This is a genomic window from Roseibium sp. MMSF_3544 (genome assembly GCF_030732845.1).
GTDB lineage: Bacteria > Pseudomonadota > Alphaproteobacteria > Rhizobiales > Stappiaceae > Roseibium.
The window spans coordinates 13831-31914 of record NZ_JASHKA010000001.1 but is presented as its reverse complement, the minus strand read 5'-3'; the positions used below and the strand labels follow the sequence as shown (position 1 = coordinate 31914).

Below are 18084 nucleotides of genomic sequence, written 5' to 3'. Positions count from 1 at the left end.
CAAATCTCAACCAGCAAAACCTGTTGGCCACCCAGACACCGAGCCTGTCGTTGTTCTCGGACCAGACCGAACCGGTTTGATGCCTTCACAGAACCGGATCGATCACCAGTAACAACCGGGCCCCTGTTCCCGCTTCCGGGTCGGGTGACCTGTGAAGAAGACCTGTACGTTCATCGCCAGGCCAGGCGCCGCCGCGAAACAATGCGGCAGCTCCGCGTCCTACCTGCCGAATGCTGGCAGGGTCCGCTTCCAGGCCGGCCGGGACATATTCCGTACCAGCTCCACGATACGTGCACAGCAATCGCGCCGGAACATTGTCGACATGAAACTTCGGGCACATGACCTCGTCGGTGACATCAAGGCGTATTTTCACGTGATCCACGCCAAGCGATTTTGCCAACATGAGAGCGAGCGCACCGATGTCGCCGGTCAACATGTCCATTTGCGGACCGGGCTTTATCTTTGCTTCCTCACAGGCTGCGATTGCTGCTGCTTCTGCCAGATGAACAGGGACGACGGTCCGCAGTTCCGGCAGATTTTCCATGGGCAAACTGTCGACCCAGGCTTCAAACTCCTTGTCGCACGAGCGTGTCCAGATCGCCGCAGCAACACCTGGGCTTGCAATATCGCCAAGAACGTCCGGATCACGCCCCATCAGGACATCCTGGGCACGTCCCTGTGCAGGAGCAAAGGATTCAGCCAGGCTCATGCGGCATGCTCCGCGCGGCGAAAGACAGGAAATGGATCCGGCAGGCCGGAGAAGGCAGCCAAGTCGTCACCGTCCTCTTCTTCGATCAGACAAGTGTCCAGCATGGTCTTGATCATGGGCCAGTCAATACCTGCGCCGATGAAGACGATCTCCTGCCGGCGGTCTCCGAACGGCTCGACCCAGTGGGACTTTGCATACGCACGCGCCCGCTCGTCGTCTGGCCAGCGGTTCAACGGAACCGATGCCCACCAGGTACCAAGCGGTGCAATGCTCGAAAGCGCGCCTGCCAGTGAAAACTCAAGAACCCATTCCGGGCGACTGCCGATCCAGAAATGGCCTTTTGCCCGGATCACGCCCGGGAGCTGTCCGTTGAGAACGTCGTGGATTTTCTGCGGGTGGAACGGCCGGCGCGCCCGGTAAACATAGGACGCGACACCGTATTCCTCAGTTTCCGGCACATGGTCGGCAAAACCATAGAGCTCCTTCGCCCACAGCGGGTGCTCGTGCGCCTTTTCAAAATCGAACATCTTCGTGTCGAGGATCTCGGAAGGCGCGATCTCGCTGTAGTCCGCCTCCAGGATCCTGGCATCCGCATTCAGGCTGCGAATGATCTTGCGGGCAGCGTCGACCTGATCCGGGGTTGCCGCGCTGACCTTGTTCAGAACCACAACATCCGCAAACTCGATCTGATCGGTGAGGAGATGTACGAGCGTGCGCTCGTCTTCTTCTCCCATCGTTTCACCACGATCGTGCAGGAAATCGTGGCTCGAGTAATCCTTCAGCAGATTGACCGCGTCGACGACCGTCACCATCGTGTCCAGCCGGGATACGTCAGACAGGCTCTCACCGTATTCGTCCCTGAATTCGAAGGTTGCCGCGACCGGCAGGGGTTCGGAAATGCCCGTGGATTCAATGAGCAGGTAATCGAATTTCTTCTCTTCCGAAAGTCGCCTGACTTCGTTCAGGAGGTCGTCGCGCAGGGTGCAACAAATGCAGCCATTGGACATTTCGACCAGTGTTTCATCTGTCTTGCTGAGCTCTGCCCCACCTGAACGCACGAGATCGGCATCAATGTTCACTTCCGACATGTCGTTGACAATGACCGCTACCTTGAGGCCTTCGCGGTTGTTGAGGACACGGTTGAGCAGCGTGGTTTTTCCGGCTCCCAGAAAACCGGAGAGAACGGTTACGGGCAAACGGGTATCTGGCATGGAAACTCCTGGCTAGACAGATTTGTAATGTTATTACGTTACTATCTTATCGGTCCTTCAGCGGCAAGACGCTTGTTCGGGTTTCACAGTCATCTGATAGAAGGGCTTTTGCCTGCGTTTTACGGTTAGAATGACACTCACAAATTCTGCAAATGCGACGATATGCAGCCTCTTCTTGCTCCCGAAAACACTTACGCTGTGCAACAGGATTACCTGTGCGGCACATTCTTGCGTAAAAGGTTGATCGCAACAGCTGGAAAAGCAACGCAGCCATGTCGGAAACTCTGGGCGAAAACCTGATCATCTTCGACGCCGAGTGCATCATCTGCTCCGGCTTTGCACGCTTTATGGCGGAACGTGACAGGAAGGCCGGCTTTCGATTTGTCAGCGCACAATCCGCAACCGGGCGCGCGCTCTACGAAAAACACGGCCTCGACCCGGATGACTGGGATACGAACATCGTCATTCTGGACGGCAAGGCCTACACCAAAATGGCATCCTTTGCGGCAGCGATGCGAAGCATTGGCGGACCATGGGCCCTTCTTGCAATCGTTGACTTACTCCCCAAATCCCTTGCGAACTGGCTCTATGACCGCATTGCCCGGAACAGGTATACGTTCGGCAAGAGATCCTGCCCCTTGCCGTCCAAGGACTTGAAGAACCGGCTCGTGGAGTGACCCGCAAACTTTTAAAGGAGCGCCCGGTATCAGGCGCGTATAATGAAAGCAGACCCGGTGAACGTGCATAGCGCGACAGAAGAAGAGACAACACCGTGCCTGTTCAAACAGGCGTTGGGGGCTGACTATTTTGCGCTGCCTGAACCGGTCCGCGACCTCCATGAAGTCTCCAGCAGCCGTACTTTTCGGGGCACTGCAGATGTAACGCGCGGAAATTCCGGACTTGGAAACCTGGTTTGCGCTCTGGTCGGGTTTCCGCCTGAGGCGAATGACGTGCCGGTGACCGTTGCAATTGAACGGCGTGGTGACAAGGAACACTGGCAACGCACGTTCGGCAAAAAGACTTTCGCGTCCGTGTTGTCGCTGCGTGGCGCCAATGGTGGCGGTCACATATGCGAGCGTTTCGGAGCGCTCGAATTCGACATTGATCTCGAATTTGAAAACGCCCGCCTGCACTATCCGGTGAAACGCGCGCGAGGCTTTGGCGTGCCGTTGCCTCGATGGCTTGTGCCCGTCAGCCAGGCGAGCGAGTTCGAAGAAAACGGACGTTTCAACTTCGATGTCAAAGTCTCGCTGCCCGGGATCGGAATGCTGGTCCGATATCGCGGCGTCCTGACACCGGACGACAAAGAGGTCTAGGGTACGGACTCATAAATGAAGTCAATTTGGTTTGGATCGTTTTGACCAGCGGCAAGGAGCGAAAGCGCGGGAAATGTGGTTCATTTTCAAGCCTTTCGCGACGAAGCAGATGGCCAAAACGGCCACATCCGAAGGACGGCAAAATGGCTTCACCTCGCAGCGTCAACGCGCTTGACCGGGCATAAAGCCCGCTCTTCACACGCTTCCTTGCGTGATTTCGCCATTTATGCCGCCAAATCGGCTTCATTTATGGGTCCGTACCCTAAAGCACCGCACCGCTTCGGTTAGCCAACCACCGAGATCTCCTTGCTGAAAAAATGCTGAAACACTGCAGGCTGTCTCCCGGGCTGTGCCCCTACCCTCGGTTCAATCTTTTTCAGGAGGTTTCATGTCGAACGATGATTTCCAGCCATGGCAATGGCTCCTTCGGGACAGATTGCGCTTTCTAATCATCCTGGAAAGCGCTGCTGCAGGTTTCCTGGTTGCGCTGACGTTGGCTTTTGCGCTTGGAACAGGGGACGCCGACGCAGACTTCCGTTTCAACCCGCTTGGTGTCGCAATACTGGCGTCATTTGGAGGTGCCGCTTCCGGGTTGTTCCTGTCAGGGTGGTTCGGACGTCCCGGCAAGGCAGGATGGGTGTTCGCGACGCTGGCAGCATTCCTATCCCCCTCTTTGGCTGGTGCAATCATTGGTACCTTCATCGCACCGCTTGCAGGTACAGCCTTCGGCGCTGGAATGGCGCTGTTGAGCTTCGTCCATGTCCAGTCCTTCGCGGTCTGGCTTTTCTGTCTTCTGGCCATGCATTTGCAGATAAGATATCTGCGCCAAAGAGATCCCTCCCACCGCAAAACATCACCAGACGTTTTCGAATAGCCGCAAGCGCCCGGCACTCAGTGCGCACCATTCTCGTGTTGCAGCTTTTGAACGGTTGCCCGTCTCCTGCCGAAGCAAAACATTGTCTCTAGAGACAATTTCTCGTTTGACTTCAATGACTTTTGGAACAATCTTGACTCCCTGACCCAATCTCTTGAATCGGATTCTGAACCGCCTCAACCGGACGAACAATCATGCCTGCCGTCTCGCGCCTCTCCGTCAACGTCAATGCCGTCGCCATGCTGCGCAACCGCCGCGATTTGCCGTGGCCCAGTGTGACAGGGTTGTCCGCCATCGCGATGGAAGCAGGTGCAAAGGGCGTCACCGTTCACCCGCGTCCGGACGAGCGGCACATCCGCAAGACCGACGTCTTTGAGCTTGCCGAACTGCTGGAGGACAGGTTTCCGAACAAGGAACTGTGCCTGGAAGGATATCCGTCCGCTGATTTCCTGAAGCTGGTTGAAGACGCCCGGCCCGAACAGGTTCTGTTCGTACCGGACGATCCGGACCAGTCCACATCGGACCATGGCTGGGACTTTTCAAAAGACACGAGAAAGCTTGAAACGGCAATCGCAGCGTCCAAGGAATGGGCCGTCACCGTGTCGCTGTTCTGCGATCCCGATCCCGGTGCCCCCGAGCATGCTGCCCGGCTCGGTGCCGAGCGGATCGAGATCTATACCGGACCCTACGGGGCCTGTTACGACGATCCGGGCAAGGCCGAAAAGGAACTTGAGCGCATTGCGCTCACGGCAGAGGCCGCAAGGGAATGCGGTCTTGGCGTCAATGCGGGACACGACCTCACCGTGGCCAACATTCCTGCCCTGATTGCCCGGGCCCCCTTCATCCGTGAAATGTCCATCGGTCACGGCTTCACCGCAGATGCGCTGATCCATGGATTTGCCGAAAGTGTCAATCGGTTCCGGCGGTCGATGGGGGAACTCTAGGGTACGGACTCATAAATGAAGTCAATTTGGTTTGGATCGTTTTGACCAGCGGCAAGGAGCGAAAGCGCAGGAAATGTGGTTCATTTTCAAGCCTTTCGCGACGAAGCAGATGGCCAAAACGGCCAAATCCGAAGGACGGCAAAATGGCTTCACCTCGCGGCGTCACCGCGCTTGACCGGGCATAAAGCCCGCTCTTCACACGCTTCCTTGCGTGATTTCGCCATTTATGCCGCCAAATCGGCTTCATTTATGGGTCCGTACCCTAGGGTACCCAGTGAAGGCATGTCATGCCGGTTGCTTCAGGAAAGCTTCGAACGCTTTGGCCTCAGGTGATGGCAGCCGGTCGCGGACAAGGCTTCTGAGGACGACGCAGCCGAAGTCAGCCCCGGGAAGGATGTTCAAAAGACCACCCTGCTGAAGATACAGGGCAACCGCGGCTTCGGTCACGAGAACAAATCCAAGCCCTTTTCGCGCCATGGCGATTGCCGCGTCCCGATTGTTGATCTCGATCGCGCGTTCAAATGCCACCTGGAGGACCTTGTCACGGGCGCCATATCTGATGTCGACCTGCTCGACGCCGAATGCCTTCAAAAACGGTAACCCGACAATTCGCATCGCGTCGTTTTCACGTTGGATTTCCGGTAAGGCCGCGGCCACGGCAACCAGCGGTAGTCTCTCAAATCCATGTTCGACGGCACCAGGTGGCACATAGGCCGCCCGCACGGCTATGTCGAACGAACTCCCCTTCAGGTCGGTGACGCTGTCACTCGCCTCGATTGTGAAATCAACGTCTGGATGCTTTTTTTGAAATCTTGCAAGCCGCTCCGGCAGCCAGTGTGCCGCCAGCTCGACAGGCAGAGTAATCGCGATCCTGCCTGAAAGCGGCTTGTCCCGGGCGACGGTTTCCATGGCTTCGCGCGCTGCTGACAGCATGTTTGTCACCGCGACGTAGAAGCGCTCTCCGGCTTGCGTCAGTTCCAGCTTGCGTGTCGTGCGCACCGCTAGCGTTACCTTGAGTTCATCTTCAAGGTCGGACAGAGCTTCCGATACAACAGGAACGGAGACACCGAGTTGCTCCGCGGCTCCGCGAATGGATCCGGCTTCCGCGATGGCCGCGAAATAGGTCATCCGCCGCACCGCCTGCGCTGAGGGTAAACCTGAATTATTCGGCATTTCCAAACTATAAATTCGTTTTTTCTTATCTACCGAATAATCATTCCCCCACCCAGATTGCAAGCATCCGTTCACTCAAAGGATGCACCCATGTTCAAAACCACTTTGAAATCTGCTGCTATCGCTACCGCTCTCGCAACAGCTCCAACGATCGCCCTCGCCGACGATATGGACGTCGTCAAAGCCTTTTATTCTGACCTCCTGACCACACCGGCCGATGTTAAACTGGAGGACGTGCACTCGGTTATTTCGGAAGACTGGGTCACAACACCCGCCCCGCGCAATGGTGGCACCGGTGCGGAAGGGTTCTACGAGACGCTCAAGGGTTTCGGGGCAATCATTCCCGACCTCAGCTGGGAGCCGCAGGAAATTCTGCAGGACGGCAACCGTTTCATCGTTCGCGGCCGGGCGACGGGAACGCCAGAGGGGCCGTTTCTTGGCATCGATCCGGCGACCGGCAAGAGCTTCGACATCATGTCGATCGACATTCACACAGTCGAGGATGGAAAGATCGTCAAGTCTTATCATGTCGAGGAATGGGCGACTGCCATTCGCCAGCTGACTGCGGAGTAAGCAGCATCAGATGCCACCGGCCGCGCTGCCGTCAGCGCGGTCGGCCGGCTTTGCTGCGAGAGACCCGAACGCGACTCTGGCATGCCTGTCAGAGACCTAAAAACAAGCGCCTCACTCCAGGCGGACGACAATCCTCTCAAAATCAATGGGCCGATTTAAGCCTGTCTTTACATGCTGCAGTTTAAGTGGGCTGTCGTCTGGAGGACGCTATGCTCGCAGTCATCAATCCATGGCACGGAAAAATCGGTCGGACCTATTGGTGGCTGTCTCAACTTGCCATTTTCTGTCTTGGTATCGGAGGCCTGGTCGCAACAATACTCCTGTTCGCGGATCTGAACAGCGACACAGACGTTCGAAATTCCGGGGAGCAAGCGGGAATTGTCGTGACAATCCTCGCCGTCATTTACATGAACCTGTGCACGTGCCTGAACAGACTGCGCGACTCCGGTCGCAGCGGTATTTGGTACCTCAGTTTCCTGTTGCCGACGGTCGGGACCGGCTTGATGGTGTACTTCTGCGGCATCGAAAAGCACCCGGGCCGTTTCACCTCTGAACCGCCTCGCGGCACCTTCGGCCAAACCGCGCCGGGCAAGGCCCCGCATAGACCGTCCCCGGCGACATCCTGGGGAAACTCCTCAAAGCCGTTCGGGCGCCGCGATCGCAATGTCGCTTGAGCATCGCCTCGTGCGAGCTGACCAGGATATTCAGGCCGCTTCTGCCCGCTTCATCTTCTGGTGCTCATCCTCGACAAGCCCGATTTTCCAGTAGCCCGAAATGTAGGTGTCCTTCTTGGGGAGCTTTCGGTCATTGTGCAGATAGTCGCGCAACGTCCTGATTACCGAGCTCTCACCGGCGATACAGGTCTGCACCACGCCGGGCCGCCAATCGAGCGCCTTGATGAAATCAACCTGTGCCGATGACGGTGCGTGCGCATCCGGGTGGATCAACCATTTGATCTCAATCCCCTCCGGCGTGGTGATTTCCCGAATGTCGTCTTCCGACGGGACTTCGAAAATGGCAATGCCCTTTGCGCTGTCCGGCATGGCTTCAAGCGTCGCTTCGGCAACCGGCATGGCCGACAGATCCGCAGCCACCAGGTACCAGTCGGCATAAAACTCGGTCATTTTCGGCTGGCTCGGCCCGAAAAAACCCAGGAAGGATCCCGGTTTCGCGGTCTGGGCCCAGCGCGTGGCCGGTCCTTCGTCACCATGAGCGACAAAGTCGATGTCGAGTTCCCTGCCCTCCTCGCGGAAAGCGCGCACCGTATAGGTCCGAACCGGATGGACCTTTTCTTCCGGTCCGTCCGGAGCGAAGTAAGCGTCGAAATCGTCCCGGCTCTCACCGTCGCGCGGCAGCACCAGTTTGCAATTGGCCCCTTCGTGATTGAGCGGAAACCCCTCCAGTTCCGGACCGGCAAATGTGACGCGGATCATGTGCGGACTGAGGGATCGCACCGACTGAACGGTCAGGATGCGCGGGCGGCGTTTGGGTCTGCTGGCCAAGGGAAACCTCTAAAGATGACTCAATTTCTCAAGATTTAGCGATTGCGAACAGAATATGGAAGACCCTTGCTGTTCGAAGTTGCCGAACAGTGCGTCACCCCATCAGCGAAAATGCTCTAACCAGGCGCAGATGATATGGAAACGATCAAAAAAAAGCCCGCCGATTGGCGGGCTGTCTAGTGTCAGGCTTCATAAAGTGTGGAGGTAATGGCAAGTTGAGAACTATCTCAGGATCAGTTGCGGATGATCGGCTCCTTCAGATCTTCCGGCTTCTTGTCCTTGATGATTTCCCAGTTGAGGGTCGCGTTCTTGATGTGACCCGGAATGTCTTGCTCGAACCGCTCCTGAACTTTTGCAGAATTGTTCAGGTAGAGCTTGCCGTCGACGATCGACCAGGCTTCCGGAACGACCGGCACCTTGAACCCCATGGCAGCGCCAAAGGCGCAGAAGCCGCCATATTGCGGTGCGTATTTCGCAGGATCGGCAGCAAACTTGTCGCGGTTTTCGGCGGACGAGAATTTCCAGGTCACGTCGTCATACTCAACGGTGTATTCGTCAGTGCCGGCAACCGGCTTGCCTTCGGTGAAATAGGCGACGGGGTCGGTGCCACCGATGGCTGCGCCACCCTTGGTGAAGGTGGTGATTTCGTCAGCGGACGCGGTGAAGGCGGCTGCCGAAAACAGGGCCGTCAGGCCCAGAAGGACGGATTTTGAGGTGTAAAGCGGCATGGACGTCTCCATAGGAGGTAAAGAAGGCGTTTTCCGCGCGGCGCATTCCCGCACCGTGCTGGTGCAAACATGTCTCTTGACGCGTTCAATGGCCAATAACCTTTGATCACAGAGACGAAATCAGATCGCTAGAAATTTGTGAGTTGACGGTTGCAACTGTGACAAATTCACGTGCCCGGAAGCCCAGAGAAGGGTGACGGATCGCGCGGCGCAACAAGGCCGAGCACAAGGTAGATCGCGCGTTCAATGTCCTCTTGGGTGATCCTACCGCCTTGAAGCAGCAGCCGAAAATAGACCAGGCCAAGCAGGAGATCGATCCGCATTTCCATGTCCGCTTCAAAGGGCGTTGCAATCAGGATCTGGCGCAGGGCCAGCCGCTGTACCGACTCCACCTCCTGAAATACCGGGGCAAACGCTGCGTCCGTCCGATGTGACGCAAGCGCGCGGAGCGCCGCACCAAGCGGCGTCTCCTGCAACAGTCCCACAAGCCGGCTCAGGAACTGGCGCAGGTCTTCTGCAACGCTGCTGCGTTGAGGAGCTACAGGTTCGAGCGCTTCGAAGCCTTGGGCAACGGCCGCGGCGATCAAGTCAGGCTTGTCACGATAGCGTCTGTAGATGGCCTGTTTGCTGGTTCCGGCCATTTCGGCAACTCCGGCGACCGTTGTCCTGCCAACGCCTTTCTCCGCAAGCTCGGCAAGGGTCGATTGGAGCAGGGCCTTGGTCACGCGATCTTCTCGGGGACGGCCGCGAGACCGCGCTTCATTCGTGGACGACAAGCTCATGGTGAGTGCTGCGATATTATCGGTTCTACCTGGCACCGAATATCAGTATTTTTTGGCGATTGCCATGATGGTTTTGGCCCAACGGATCTCATTTCCCTGTAAAAGCAAGCCAAACGGGCCTTGTGGTCCGTATGCATTTCCCGAAGACAAGCGCCGGCGATTGCCCGTACGGCGCGTGTCCAGTTCAAGTGAGGATCCTATGTCTGTTGATACCGATACGGTAAAGCGCGTTGCCCGGCTGGCACGCATCAAGGTCAGCGAAGAAGACGCCACGCGCATGACCGGTGAATTGAACACCATTCTCGGGTTCGTCGAGCAGCTGGACGAAGTGAATATAGACGGCGTCGAACCGCTCACCTCGGTTGTCGAGCAGTCAATGAAAAAGCGCACTGACGGTATCACCGACGGCAACAAGGCAGATGACATCACGCTGAACGCCCCGGCCTCAGAAGATCATTTCTTCATGGTGCCGAAGGTCGTTGAATAAGCGGGACCTCTGACAGGATGCCGAACCACTCGACAGCTATTGCGATCGAAACGCCTTTGTCGGCCGACATGGGCGCGATGATCCGTGAGCTGAACGAGTTGCTTTTGACTTTGTCCCCGCCCGAAGCCTGCTACCACATGTCGGTGGAGGAAATGGCGGGCAAAGCGACCACCGTGTTCGTTGCCAGGGTCGATGGCATAGCCGCTGCCTGCGGAGCACTTCACCGGCACGACGGTGGTGTTGCAGAAGTCAAACGCATGTACACCCGCCCGGCCTTTCAGGGACTGGGCCTCGGCAGTGAGATCCTGAAGCGTATTGTGTCCCTCGCCCGTTCGGAAGGCTTTTCAAGCCTCGTCCTGGAAACCGGCGACAAACACCCTGCGGCCTGGAGGATTTACGAGCGCGCCGGCTTTTCCCGTTGCGGGGCCGTGCTCGATTATCCCGACAGCCCATATTCCATTTTCTATTCCCGGTCCCTTGAGACCGATGGAGACACCCACTCATGACCGATCTGACCAAACTCACCATTGCCGAAGCCCGCAAGGGACTGAAGGACAAGGACTACACCTCGCTCGAACTCACCGAGGCCTTCCTGTCGAACATTGAAGAAGCCAACAAGCAACTCAACGCTTATGTCGCCGTCACCGCAGACAAGGCCCGCGAGATGGCCAAGGCCTCTGATGCCAAACTTGCCAGCGGCGATGGCGGCGTGCTGGAAGGCATCCCGCTCGGCATCAAGGACCTGTTCGCCACCAAGGGTGTCCACACCCAGGCCTGCAGCCACATTCTGGACAGTTTCAAGCCCGCCTATGAATCGACTGTCACGTCCAACCTGTGGGCAGACGGTGCCGTTATGCTCGGCAAGCTCAACATGGACGAATTCGCCATGGGCTCGTCCAACGAGACGTCTTACTACGGCGACGTGATCAACCCGTGGCGCAAGAAGAACTCCAACCAGGACCTTGTTCCGGGCGGGTCTTCCGGTGGCTCGGCAACGGCTGTTGCCGCCCGGCTGTGCATGGGTGCAACGGCGACCGACACTGGCGGCTCCATCCGCCAGCCTGCTGCCTTTACCGGAACAGTCGGCATCAAGCCGACCTACGGACGCTGCTCGCGCTGGGGCATCGTCGCGTTCGCCTCGTCTCTCGATCAGGCCGGCCCGATCGCTCATACGGTGCGCGACAGCGCCATCCTCTTGAAGTCCATGGCCTCCATAGACCCGAAGGACACGACCTCGGTCGATATCGAAGTTCCCGACTACGAGGCCGCCATCGGCAAGTCAGTCAAGGGTTTGAAGATCGGTATTCCCGCCGAATACCGCATGGACGGCATGCCGGACGAAATCGAGGAGTTGTGGCAGCAGGGCATTGCCTGGCTGAAGGACGCAGGTGCGGAGATCGTCGAGATTTCCATGCCGCACACGAAGTACGCCCTGCCCGCCTATTACATCGTCGCGCCGGCGGAGGCGTCTTCCAACCTTGCCCGCTACGACGGCGTTCGCTACGGCCTGCGCGTGCCGGGCAAAGACATTGTCGAAATGTACGAAAACACCCGTGCCGAAGGCTTCGGCGACGAGGTCAAGCGCCGTGTGCTGATCGGCACCTATGTGCTTTCCGCCGGCTATTACGACGCCTACTACCTGAAGGCCCAGAAAGTGCGCACATTGATCAAGCGCGACTTCGATCTGGCCTGGGCGAACGGCGTCGACGCGATCCTGACCCCGGCGACACCTTCAGCTGCTTTCGGCGTTGCCGACCAGGACCTTCACGCAGATCCGGTCAAGATGTATCTGAACGACATTTTCACCGTGACCGTGAACATGGCCGGTCTTCCTGGCATTTCCGTTCCGGCCGGTCTCGACAAGGAAGGCCTGCCGCTCGGCCTGCAGCTCATCGGCAAGCCGTTCGACGAGGCAACACTGTTCCAGGTCGGCCAGGTCATCGAGGATGCCGCCGGTTCGTTTGAGCCGGAGCAGTGGTGGGGTTGATATCATTTGCCTTGGCTCTCTCTGCCTGAGAGGGCTAAGGCAGATCGTTGCCGTCAAATGGGCAAAGCTCGTAACTGCTCACCAGCGTCTCGCCCTGGCTGACGCTGAGCGGTTCGCCATTGCTTGGTCCAAGGCAGACCAACGGAAACGGTTCTTTGCAGGCAAACAGCACATGATCCTGATGCTGTGAAATTGCGAGCCCGGCTCTGCGCGGCTCGCTGTAACCGTCGAGCTTGCCGACAATGGCAGTTTTTGCGGGCTTGCTGCCAAGGGCCTCGGCAAAGTCGACTTCTTCAGCGTTCACGAATACCTGAGTGCCTGAAAAGACCGGACCGAAGTCGCGCCGGAAGCGGATTCCCAGTCCATGATAGTTGATCTTTCTGCCGCCAGCAGTTTCGTGAGACCAATGGCTTTGGATGAGATCCAGGTCCCTTAAGGCAAGAAGCTGCGTTCGCCACTGCCAGACCAGACCGCCCGCTTCATCCTCTTCACAGGACAGCAGCCTCACCTCCTCGAACGTGTCGAGTTCCCCATCCTGGCAGGACCATAAAATCCTGTGCTCCAGCCCGGCGCGATTGGGACCAGCCGAAGTCTCAGTGATATCTAGATGCTTTTGTACGCCGACCTTTTCGTTCGGGCGCACTTGCCTTTCTTCCCAGAAATTTATGTCGCTCGCTGACAGCGCATACATGACGCCACGATGGTGAAGGTGATCGTGGGGTTGGCTCAGCGTCAGAACGACACCTGCCGGTGTTTTCAGCGGATGAAGAGAGGGTTTAAACCTGTTTCGGAAGTTGTAGCGCCCGACGGATTGACCGGTATTTGCAAAAAACTCGACATCGTCGTCTAAAAACCTGAGATGCATGGGAGACCGTTACGCAGACCTTGTCAAAAGCGGTACTGTGACTCAAACCAGCCACGGTCGCTTCCGACTTGAAAGATACAAACAAATACCAGAAGCAGTCCATCCGCACACAGCACGACATCTGCTACACGCTTGGAAAACAAAGAAATGCCAGACATCGAAACCATCGTCATCGGCGCCGGCGTTGTCGGGCTCGCGGTTGCCCGTGCACTTGCGCTCAAGGGCCGCGATGTCATGGTCCTGGAACAGCACAGCCTGATCGGCTCGGAGACGAGCGCCCGCAATTCCGAAGTCATCCATGCCGGCATCTACTACCCGACGGGCAGTTTGAAAGCCAAACTCTGCCTTGCCGGGAAACGGCTTCTGTATGACTTCTGCGCCGAGAACGGTGTCGCTCATGAGCGGATCGGCAAACTGATTGTCGCTTCAGGTGAAACCCAGCTTCCGGAACTGGAGAGGCTGCACAAGAAGGCAGAAGACAACGGCCTTCATGACCTTGTGTTTTACGACCGTGCCAAGCTTACCGAAGTCGAACCACACCTTGATTGCGTCGGCGCGCTGTTCTCTCCCTCGACCGGGATCATCGACAGCCACGGCTTCATGCTGGCGCTTCAAGGCGGGCTGGAAGCAAATGGCGGTCAGGTGGTTCTCAACAGCAAAGTTGCCCGGATCGGGCGACACGCAGAAGGCTTCAGCCTGGAAGTCGACACCGGAAACGGGGAAACAATGTCCCTTACTTGCAGGGAGCTGATTGTCTCGGCGGGGCATTCATCGCCCGCTCTGATGTCCGCGCTTCCGAATGCCAAGGCACCAACGCCATTTCTCGCCAAGGGCAATTACTTCAAGCTGCAGGGCAAGGCACCCTTTTCCCATCTCATCTATCCCGCCCCCGAGCCGGGCGGCCTCGGCATTCACCTGACGCTCGATCTGCAGCACCAGGCCCGTTTCGGCCCCGATGTCGAATGGGTCGAGGATTTCGATTACGAGGTCGATCCGGCGCAAGGTGATAAATTCTACGCCGCGATCCGCAGCTACTGGCCGGGTCTGCCGGACCATTCGCTGGTCCCGGACTATTCCGGCATCCGCCCCAAGATCGCCGGTCCGGGCGAAGCGGCCGCTGACTTTCGCATCGACAGGTCAGAAAAACACGGGCTGGAAGGCTTGGTCGCACTATACGGTATCGAGTCTCCGGGACTTACGGCTTCGCTGGCCATCGGGGATGAAGTTGCGGCAAGGTTGAGTTGAGCACTGCGACAAGGGTTCAAAGACGCGAAGGTCATTCTTTCAGTGTCGCGGCCGATTAGGTGAACAGCCTTGTCTTCCAACGCGACCAAGCTGCATGCGCTTCAAACCCATCCAATGCTTCATTTGCCCAATGATCGGGCGCCTGTAGACCTTCTGGCAAGGATGCAGCCGTAACCCTGTCTCCAAAGGCGGATTCCAGTTGATGCTGGGACAGGTTTTTGGCGTCAGCCAAATTTGTCGACGAGAGATTGGCTAAGTCGAAAGACGCTTCGCCTACGTCAGCTCCTTGCAAGTCAACGCCATGCAAGTCCGCCAGTTGAAGATTTGCCTCTCGAAGATCGGCATTGCGCGCGTTGACGTTTTGCAGGCTTGCGTCGGAGAGAATGGCCTGTTGCAGGTTTGTGTCCTCAAGGTTTGCCCTCGCCAGGTTCGCCCGCTTGAGTTTCGCGCCTTTTAGATTTGCGCTTTTCAATTTTGCGTCGGACAGATCGCTTTCTTGACAGTCTGCGTCTCGCAAGTCGGCTGCTCGCAGATCAGCGCTTCGCAGGTTCGCCTCTTGCAGCTTAGCGCGATGAAGGTGCGCTTCCCTCAGATCCGCACTGTACATAAAGAGTTCTTGCAGGTTTGCCTCGAACAAGTCCGCCTTGTTCAGCTGCGCACCCTGCAGATTCACGTCTCGAAGCTTCTGATGCTTCAAATCAGCGCCCTGCAGTTTTGCATGTGAAAGATTCGCCCCTCGCAACTTTGTCTTCGTGAGATTCGCCCCTTGGAGGTCTGCTCTCGAAAGCACTGCATCTTCAAGATCCGTCCCTTGAAGATCCGCGCCTTTCAACACCGCAAACGACAGATCCGCTTTTCTTAGGATCGCATTTTTCAGGTTTGCATCTCTTAATACCGCAAACGCCGCGTTTGCTTTTTCCAGATGAGCATTTGCCAGGTTCGTCTCTTGTAAATGTGCCGCCTGCAGGATTGCGCCTCGCAGATCGGCACTTTCGAGGTCAGCACCTGTCAGATCCGCCTCGGCCAGGCTGGTTTCAAAAAGGCGTGCGTGCCGCAAGCATGCTCCTTGCAAGTCCGTGCGAATTAAAAGCATCGTTCTCAGGTAGGGAGGCGTTGATTCTTCTCCCGTTTTCCCCTTAACCGCAAAGTCGATACCAGAAAGGAGTTGGCGAAACGCGCGATGATAAGGAGACGCGAGATGAAGCCGCTCCAGAAACCGCCGAGCCGAAAACTCGTCGGTCCATTTTACTCGTATTGGCGGACACTCCCCCTTTGAGCGACGCACGCGATAGGCTGCATTCAACACCGCCAGTAAGGCACCAGTCGCATTTCTTTGTCGCGTTTCCGCGTCTTGCCACGTGCCGATATCGGGCAACAAATGCGCCGGCATTCCGTTTTCGACAGCCCAGGAAACCTGCTTCGACAGCCGTTTTATGAGACCTTTGAGTTGATCCGGGGGACGACGCGCCATCTCGAGCACCAGAAACTCCAGGATCTCCAATGAAACATGAGCAGGTCCCGTACACGTCACCCATTGCAAGGCAATTTCATCTTTCTTGCGATTCAATGCGGACAGCGCTTCGCCGATGCGCAACAGCGCCCGACCGGCCAAATACTCTCCGAAACTCTTGTGAATGAACTCAAATCCCGGTTCGCTACCGTCGCCCGTATGACGCGTGTAGAATTGCAACGCGACGTTGTTGAGGGACGATGCAGACAGTGAAGCAAAATTTGATGCTTCGAGACCGGTGTGCCAATCCAGGATCGTCTTGAACGCCTCTTCCGAGCCAACCCGGCCGCCTCCTTGCCAAACCGCAATGCCAAGACATTCCATCAGGAGAAAGAACTGATCCTGCGATATCAGTTCATCCTCGCGCTCGTCCCTCTTTGCAAAGTCGCGCTCGTAAACCTCCTGAAAAATGGATTGGTATATATCGTTCTTGTTTTCAATTACTTGCCTCGGATCCATCGCATAACCGGTGAGCACCAGAAGATAAAAGAGCAGCGGTTCACCGGTAAAGTCGTCGAGCTCTTTGACTTCCAGTGCACCCGGGCTTTGCATGTTTTCCTGGCCGGACCCTTTGCACCAGTTTTCCCAGAACAACTTGCGATGGTCACAGTTAAGCAACTCATTGGGATCAATGATTTCCTGCAGCGCAAAGCGTCCGGGGCGGGCTCTGAAGAACGCATGCTCTTGCAGCGGCGTAAGTGGCATGACCTCCAGCAAGGCGTGCGTGTCAGTCCCTTTGCTGTCCATAGCGTCGGAGACTGATCCGTGGCGCCCGGTTAAGATCGCAAGCACACGTGCCTTGCCTCTGTTCAGAGTTCGGAGGAACTCACGTACATTTTCGAAAAACTCATGCGCGATACCCCTTTTAACACCTTTACCTCCAACGAATTCATCAAGACCATCAAAAATGAACAGGAGCGGTCTGGCATCGTCACTGTCTTGCCATTGCACCGGGTCTCCGCCAACACCGACGCCGTCACGTACCAGTTTCATCTCTGACGTAATGCTCGACCTCAGATCGCCGTTAAAAACAAAGTGCTGCAGTTCAATGAAGCAGACGTTGACCAGGCCTTCCTGAGCCAGTTCGGAGGCAAGCATCTGAACCAGAGTGGTCTTTCCGCTGCCTGGACCACCTGCGATCACGCGAAGAGTATCTGTGCTACCCGAGCCCGCGACGGAGTAAACCCAGCTCTTAAGTGCCTGCTCGGCGTGGTCGACATGAACAATCCGCTTGCGTTGCGCGGACGGATCCTGCCCGGTGTCTTGCGCCACCAGGTCACGGTCTTCGACCGGCAGATCTTCGACGATCTCCCAAGCGCACCTAAGCGGTGTATAGACGCTCCGCACCGTGACACCGGACCCATCCTCCTGACCGAAGAGCGTGCTGCCACTCAGCTTGTCTTCAATCCATGCATAGTGCTGTTGCCACTGTCGGCGCCGCATCAGACTTTCATAGACCGGGTCGTCTCTGAGTGACGCTATGTAAAGCTGGAAATCGGCAAAACGGCTCTCTGTCCAGACCTTCTGCAGACTCGCACGCAGGCTGATGTCCAGCTGGTGCATGAGTTCATCATCCGTGAAACCGGAATGGGCCTCTTCCAGCGAAGCCACGAAATCGGGAAAACGAGCGCGCAGTTTTTCCCGGTAGAGGCCCCATTCTGTTGGGTCCACCACGTGCGAAAGCTCGAATTCGCCTGGGTCGGACGGATCAAAAACCGTTTTGAGCAACCATGCCGTATTGTGCCCAATTACCTTTTCGTCCGTCATCCGCGCCAGGCGATTGCGTGTCAGCGCGTCCGTCACGGCCAGAAAAAACGCTGCCTGCCAGAACAGGAAAGCCATCTGCTCCCGGCTCGGATCCTTCGGCACATAGGCTTTATAGGCATCATAGAACCCAAAAGCTGTGCCGATGACGTCACCCCGAATGACCTTTACTGCTGTCTTTGCAAGGGCTTCGATGGCCTCTTTCGAGCTCATCTTCGGTTCGGAACAATCCAGCTGAAGCATGGAAAACCTGTTTTCGAAATAGAAACGCGTTGCGACTGCAACTTTAAATCATGACGTCCGCAGCGAACAGCTATTCCGCTTTTCAGGTGTCCATTTGACCTCTTTCACTCTTGCGGGGATCGAAACAGGTTAGACCGGATCAGACCCGGTGGAGCACATGGTATTCTCCAG

The 18084-nt window shown here is 56.9% G+C and carries 18 protein-coding genes; 10 read left to right on the top strand and 8 right to left on the bottom strand.

What is annotated here, in order from left to right; translation table 11 throughout:
- Positions 1-85: 85 nt before the first annotated feature.
- Both RBB47_RS00160 and RBB47_RS00155 read right to left on the bottom strand, forming a co-directional pair.
- On the bottom strand, positions 86-709 hold the full coding sequence (locus tag RBB47_RS00160) for a DUF1826 domain-containing protein (RefSeq protein WP_305983685.1): 624 nt from the start codon (positions 707-709) through the stop codon (positions 86-88).
- Positions 706-1920 (bottom strand): GTP-binding protein, encoded by a 1215-nt coding sequence (locus tag RBB47_RS00155; RefSeq protein WP_305983684.1) that lies wholly within the window; start codon positions 1918-1920, stop codon positions 706-708. The genes RBB47_RS00160 and RBB47_RS00155 overlap by 4 nt, the downstream gene beginning before the upstream one ends.
- A gap of 272 nt (positions 1921-2192) precedes the next feature.
- Between RBB47_RS00155 and RBB47_RS00150 the strand changes: the two genes are divergently transcribed.
- The 4 genes from RBB47_RS00150 (at position 2193) to RBB47_RS00135 (ending at position 5054) form a co-directional block, all read left to right on the top strand.
- Positions 2193-2597 carry a thiol-disulfide oxidoreductase DCC family protein gene (locus RBB47_RS00150; protein ID WP_305983683.1) on the top strand — a complete coding sequence of 135 codons (405 nt, stop codon included), beginning with the start codon at positions 2193-2195 and terminating at the stop codon, positions 2595-2597.
- Between the two features lie 42 nt (positions 2598-2639).
- Entirely contained in the window at positions 2640-3236 is a 597-nt protein-coding gene (locus RBB47_RS00145) for a DUF4166 domain-containing protein (protein ID WP_305983682.1), read from the top strand.
- 388 nt (positions 3237-3624) lie between these two features.
- Entirely contained in the window at positions 3625-4110 is a 486-nt protein-coding gene (locus tag RBB47_RS00140) for a hypothetical protein (protein ID WP_305983681.1), read from the top strand.
- A gap of 194 nt (positions 4111-4304) precedes the next feature.
- A complete protein-coding gene (locus RBB47_RS00135; RefSeq protein ID WP_305983680.1) occupies positions 4305-5054 on the top strand; it encodes a pyridoxine 5'-phosphate synthase in 750 nt (249 codons plus the stop codon).
- Positions 5055-5339: 285 nt separating this feature from the next.
- On the opposite strand, the gene RBB47_RS00130 is transcribed toward RBB47_RS00135, so the two are convergent.
- Positions 5340-6182: a LysR family transcriptional regulator gene (locus tag RBB47_RS00130; RefSeq protein WP_305983679.1), complete on the bottom strand. Its 843-nt coding sequence runs from the start codon at positions 6180-6182 to the stop codon at positions 5340-5342.
- Positions 6183-6317: 135 nt separating this feature from the next.
- Between RBB47_RS00130 and RBB47_RS00125 the strand changes: the two genes are divergently transcribed.
- Together RBB47_RS00125 and RBB47_RS00120 are read left to right on the top strand one after the other, a co-directional pair.
- Entirely contained in the window at positions 6318-6800 is a 483-nt protein-coding gene (locus RBB47_RS00125; protein ID WP_305983678.1) for an ester cyclase, read from the top strand.
- Between the two features lie 209 nt (positions 6801-7009).
- Positions 7010-7474, top strand: a complete 465-nt coding sequence (locus RBB47_RS00120) for a DUF805 domain-containing protein (protein WP_305983677.1) — start codon at positions 7010-7012, stop codon at positions 7472-7474.
- Positions 7475-7504: 30 nt separating this feature from the next.
- Here RBB47_RS00120 and RBB47_RS00115 read toward each other — a convergent pair whose 3' ends face one another.
- From RBB47_RS00115 to RBB47_RS00105, 3 genes are all read right to left on the bottom strand, one after another.
- Positions 7505-8302 (bottom strand): siderophore-interacting protein, encoded by a 798-nt coding sequence (locus RBB47_RS00115; RefSeq protein WP_305983676.1) that lies wholly within the window; start codon positions 8300-8302, stop codon positions 7505-7507.
- A gap of 233 nt (positions 8303-8535) precedes the next feature.
- Positions 8536-9030 carry a YHS domain-containing (seleno)protein gene (locus RBB47_RS00110; RefSeq protein ID WP_305983675.1) on the bottom strand — a complete coding sequence of 165 codons (495 nt, stop codon included), beginning with the start codon at positions 9028-9030 and terminating at the stop codon, positions 8536-8538.
- Between the two features lie 167 nt (positions 9031-9197).
- Positions 9198-9755 (bottom strand): TetR/AcrR family transcriptional regulator, encoded by a 558-nt coding sequence (locus RBB47_RS00105; RefSeq protein WP_305983674.1) that lies wholly within the window; start codon positions 9753-9755, stop codon positions 9198-9200.
- A gap of 256 nt (positions 9756-10011) precedes the next feature.
- Between RBB47_RS00105 and gatC the strand changes: the two genes are divergently transcribed.
- Genes gatC through gatA form a run of 3 tightly spaced genes read left to right on the top strand, consistent with a single transcriptional unit; the run spans position 10012 to position 12286 of the window.
- Positions 10012-10299, top strand: coding sequence for an Asp-tRNA(Asn)/Glu-tRNA(Gln) amidotransferase subunit GatC (gatC, locus tag RBB47_RS00100; RefSeq protein WP_305983673.1), 288 nt, complete (start codon positions 10012-10014; stop codon positions 10297-10299).
- 17 nt (positions 10300-10316) lie between these two features.
- Positions 10317-10805, top strand: a complete 489-nt coding sequence (locus tag RBB47_RS00095) for a GNAT family N-acetyltransferase (protein WP_305983672.1) — start codon at positions 10317-10319, stop codon at positions 10803-10805.
- Positions 10802-12286: an Asp-tRNA(Asn)/Glu-tRNA(Gln) amidotransferase subunit GatA gene (gatA, locus tag RBB47_RS00090; RefSeq protein WP_305983671.1), complete on the top strand. Its 1485-nt coding sequence runs from the start codon at positions 10802-10804 to the stop codon at positions 12284-12286. Before RBB47_RS00095 ends, gatA begins: the two co-directional genes overlap by 4 nt.
- A 34-nt stretch (positions 12287-12320) precedes the next feature.
- Here the strand turns inward: gatA and RBB47_RS00085 are convergent, their stop codons facing one another.
- Positions 12321-13151, bottom strand: coding sequence for a DUF6807 family protein (locus RBB47_RS00085; RefSeq protein WP_305983670.1), 831 nt, complete (start codon positions 13149-13151; stop codon positions 12321-12323).
- 147 nt (positions 13152-13298) lie between these two features.
- On the opposite strand from RBB47_RS00085, the gene RBB47_RS00080 reads away from it, so the two are divergent.
- Entirely contained in the window at positions 13299-14396 is a 1098-nt protein-coding gene (locus RBB47_RS00080) for an NAD(P)/FAD-dependent oxidoreductase (RefSeq protein ID WP_305983669.1), read from the top strand.
- 55 nt (positions 14397-14451) lie between these two features.
- Here RBB47_RS00080 and RBB47_RS00075 read toward each other — a convergent pair whose 3' ends face one another.
- Positions 14452-17709 carry a pentapeptide repeat-containing protein gene (locus tag RBB47_RS00075; RefSeq protein WP_305983668.1) on the bottom strand — a complete coding sequence of 1086 codons (3258 nt, stop codon included), beginning with the start codon at positions 17707-17709 and terminating at the stop codon, positions 14452-14454.
- Positions 17710-18084 lie beyond the last annotated feature (375 nt).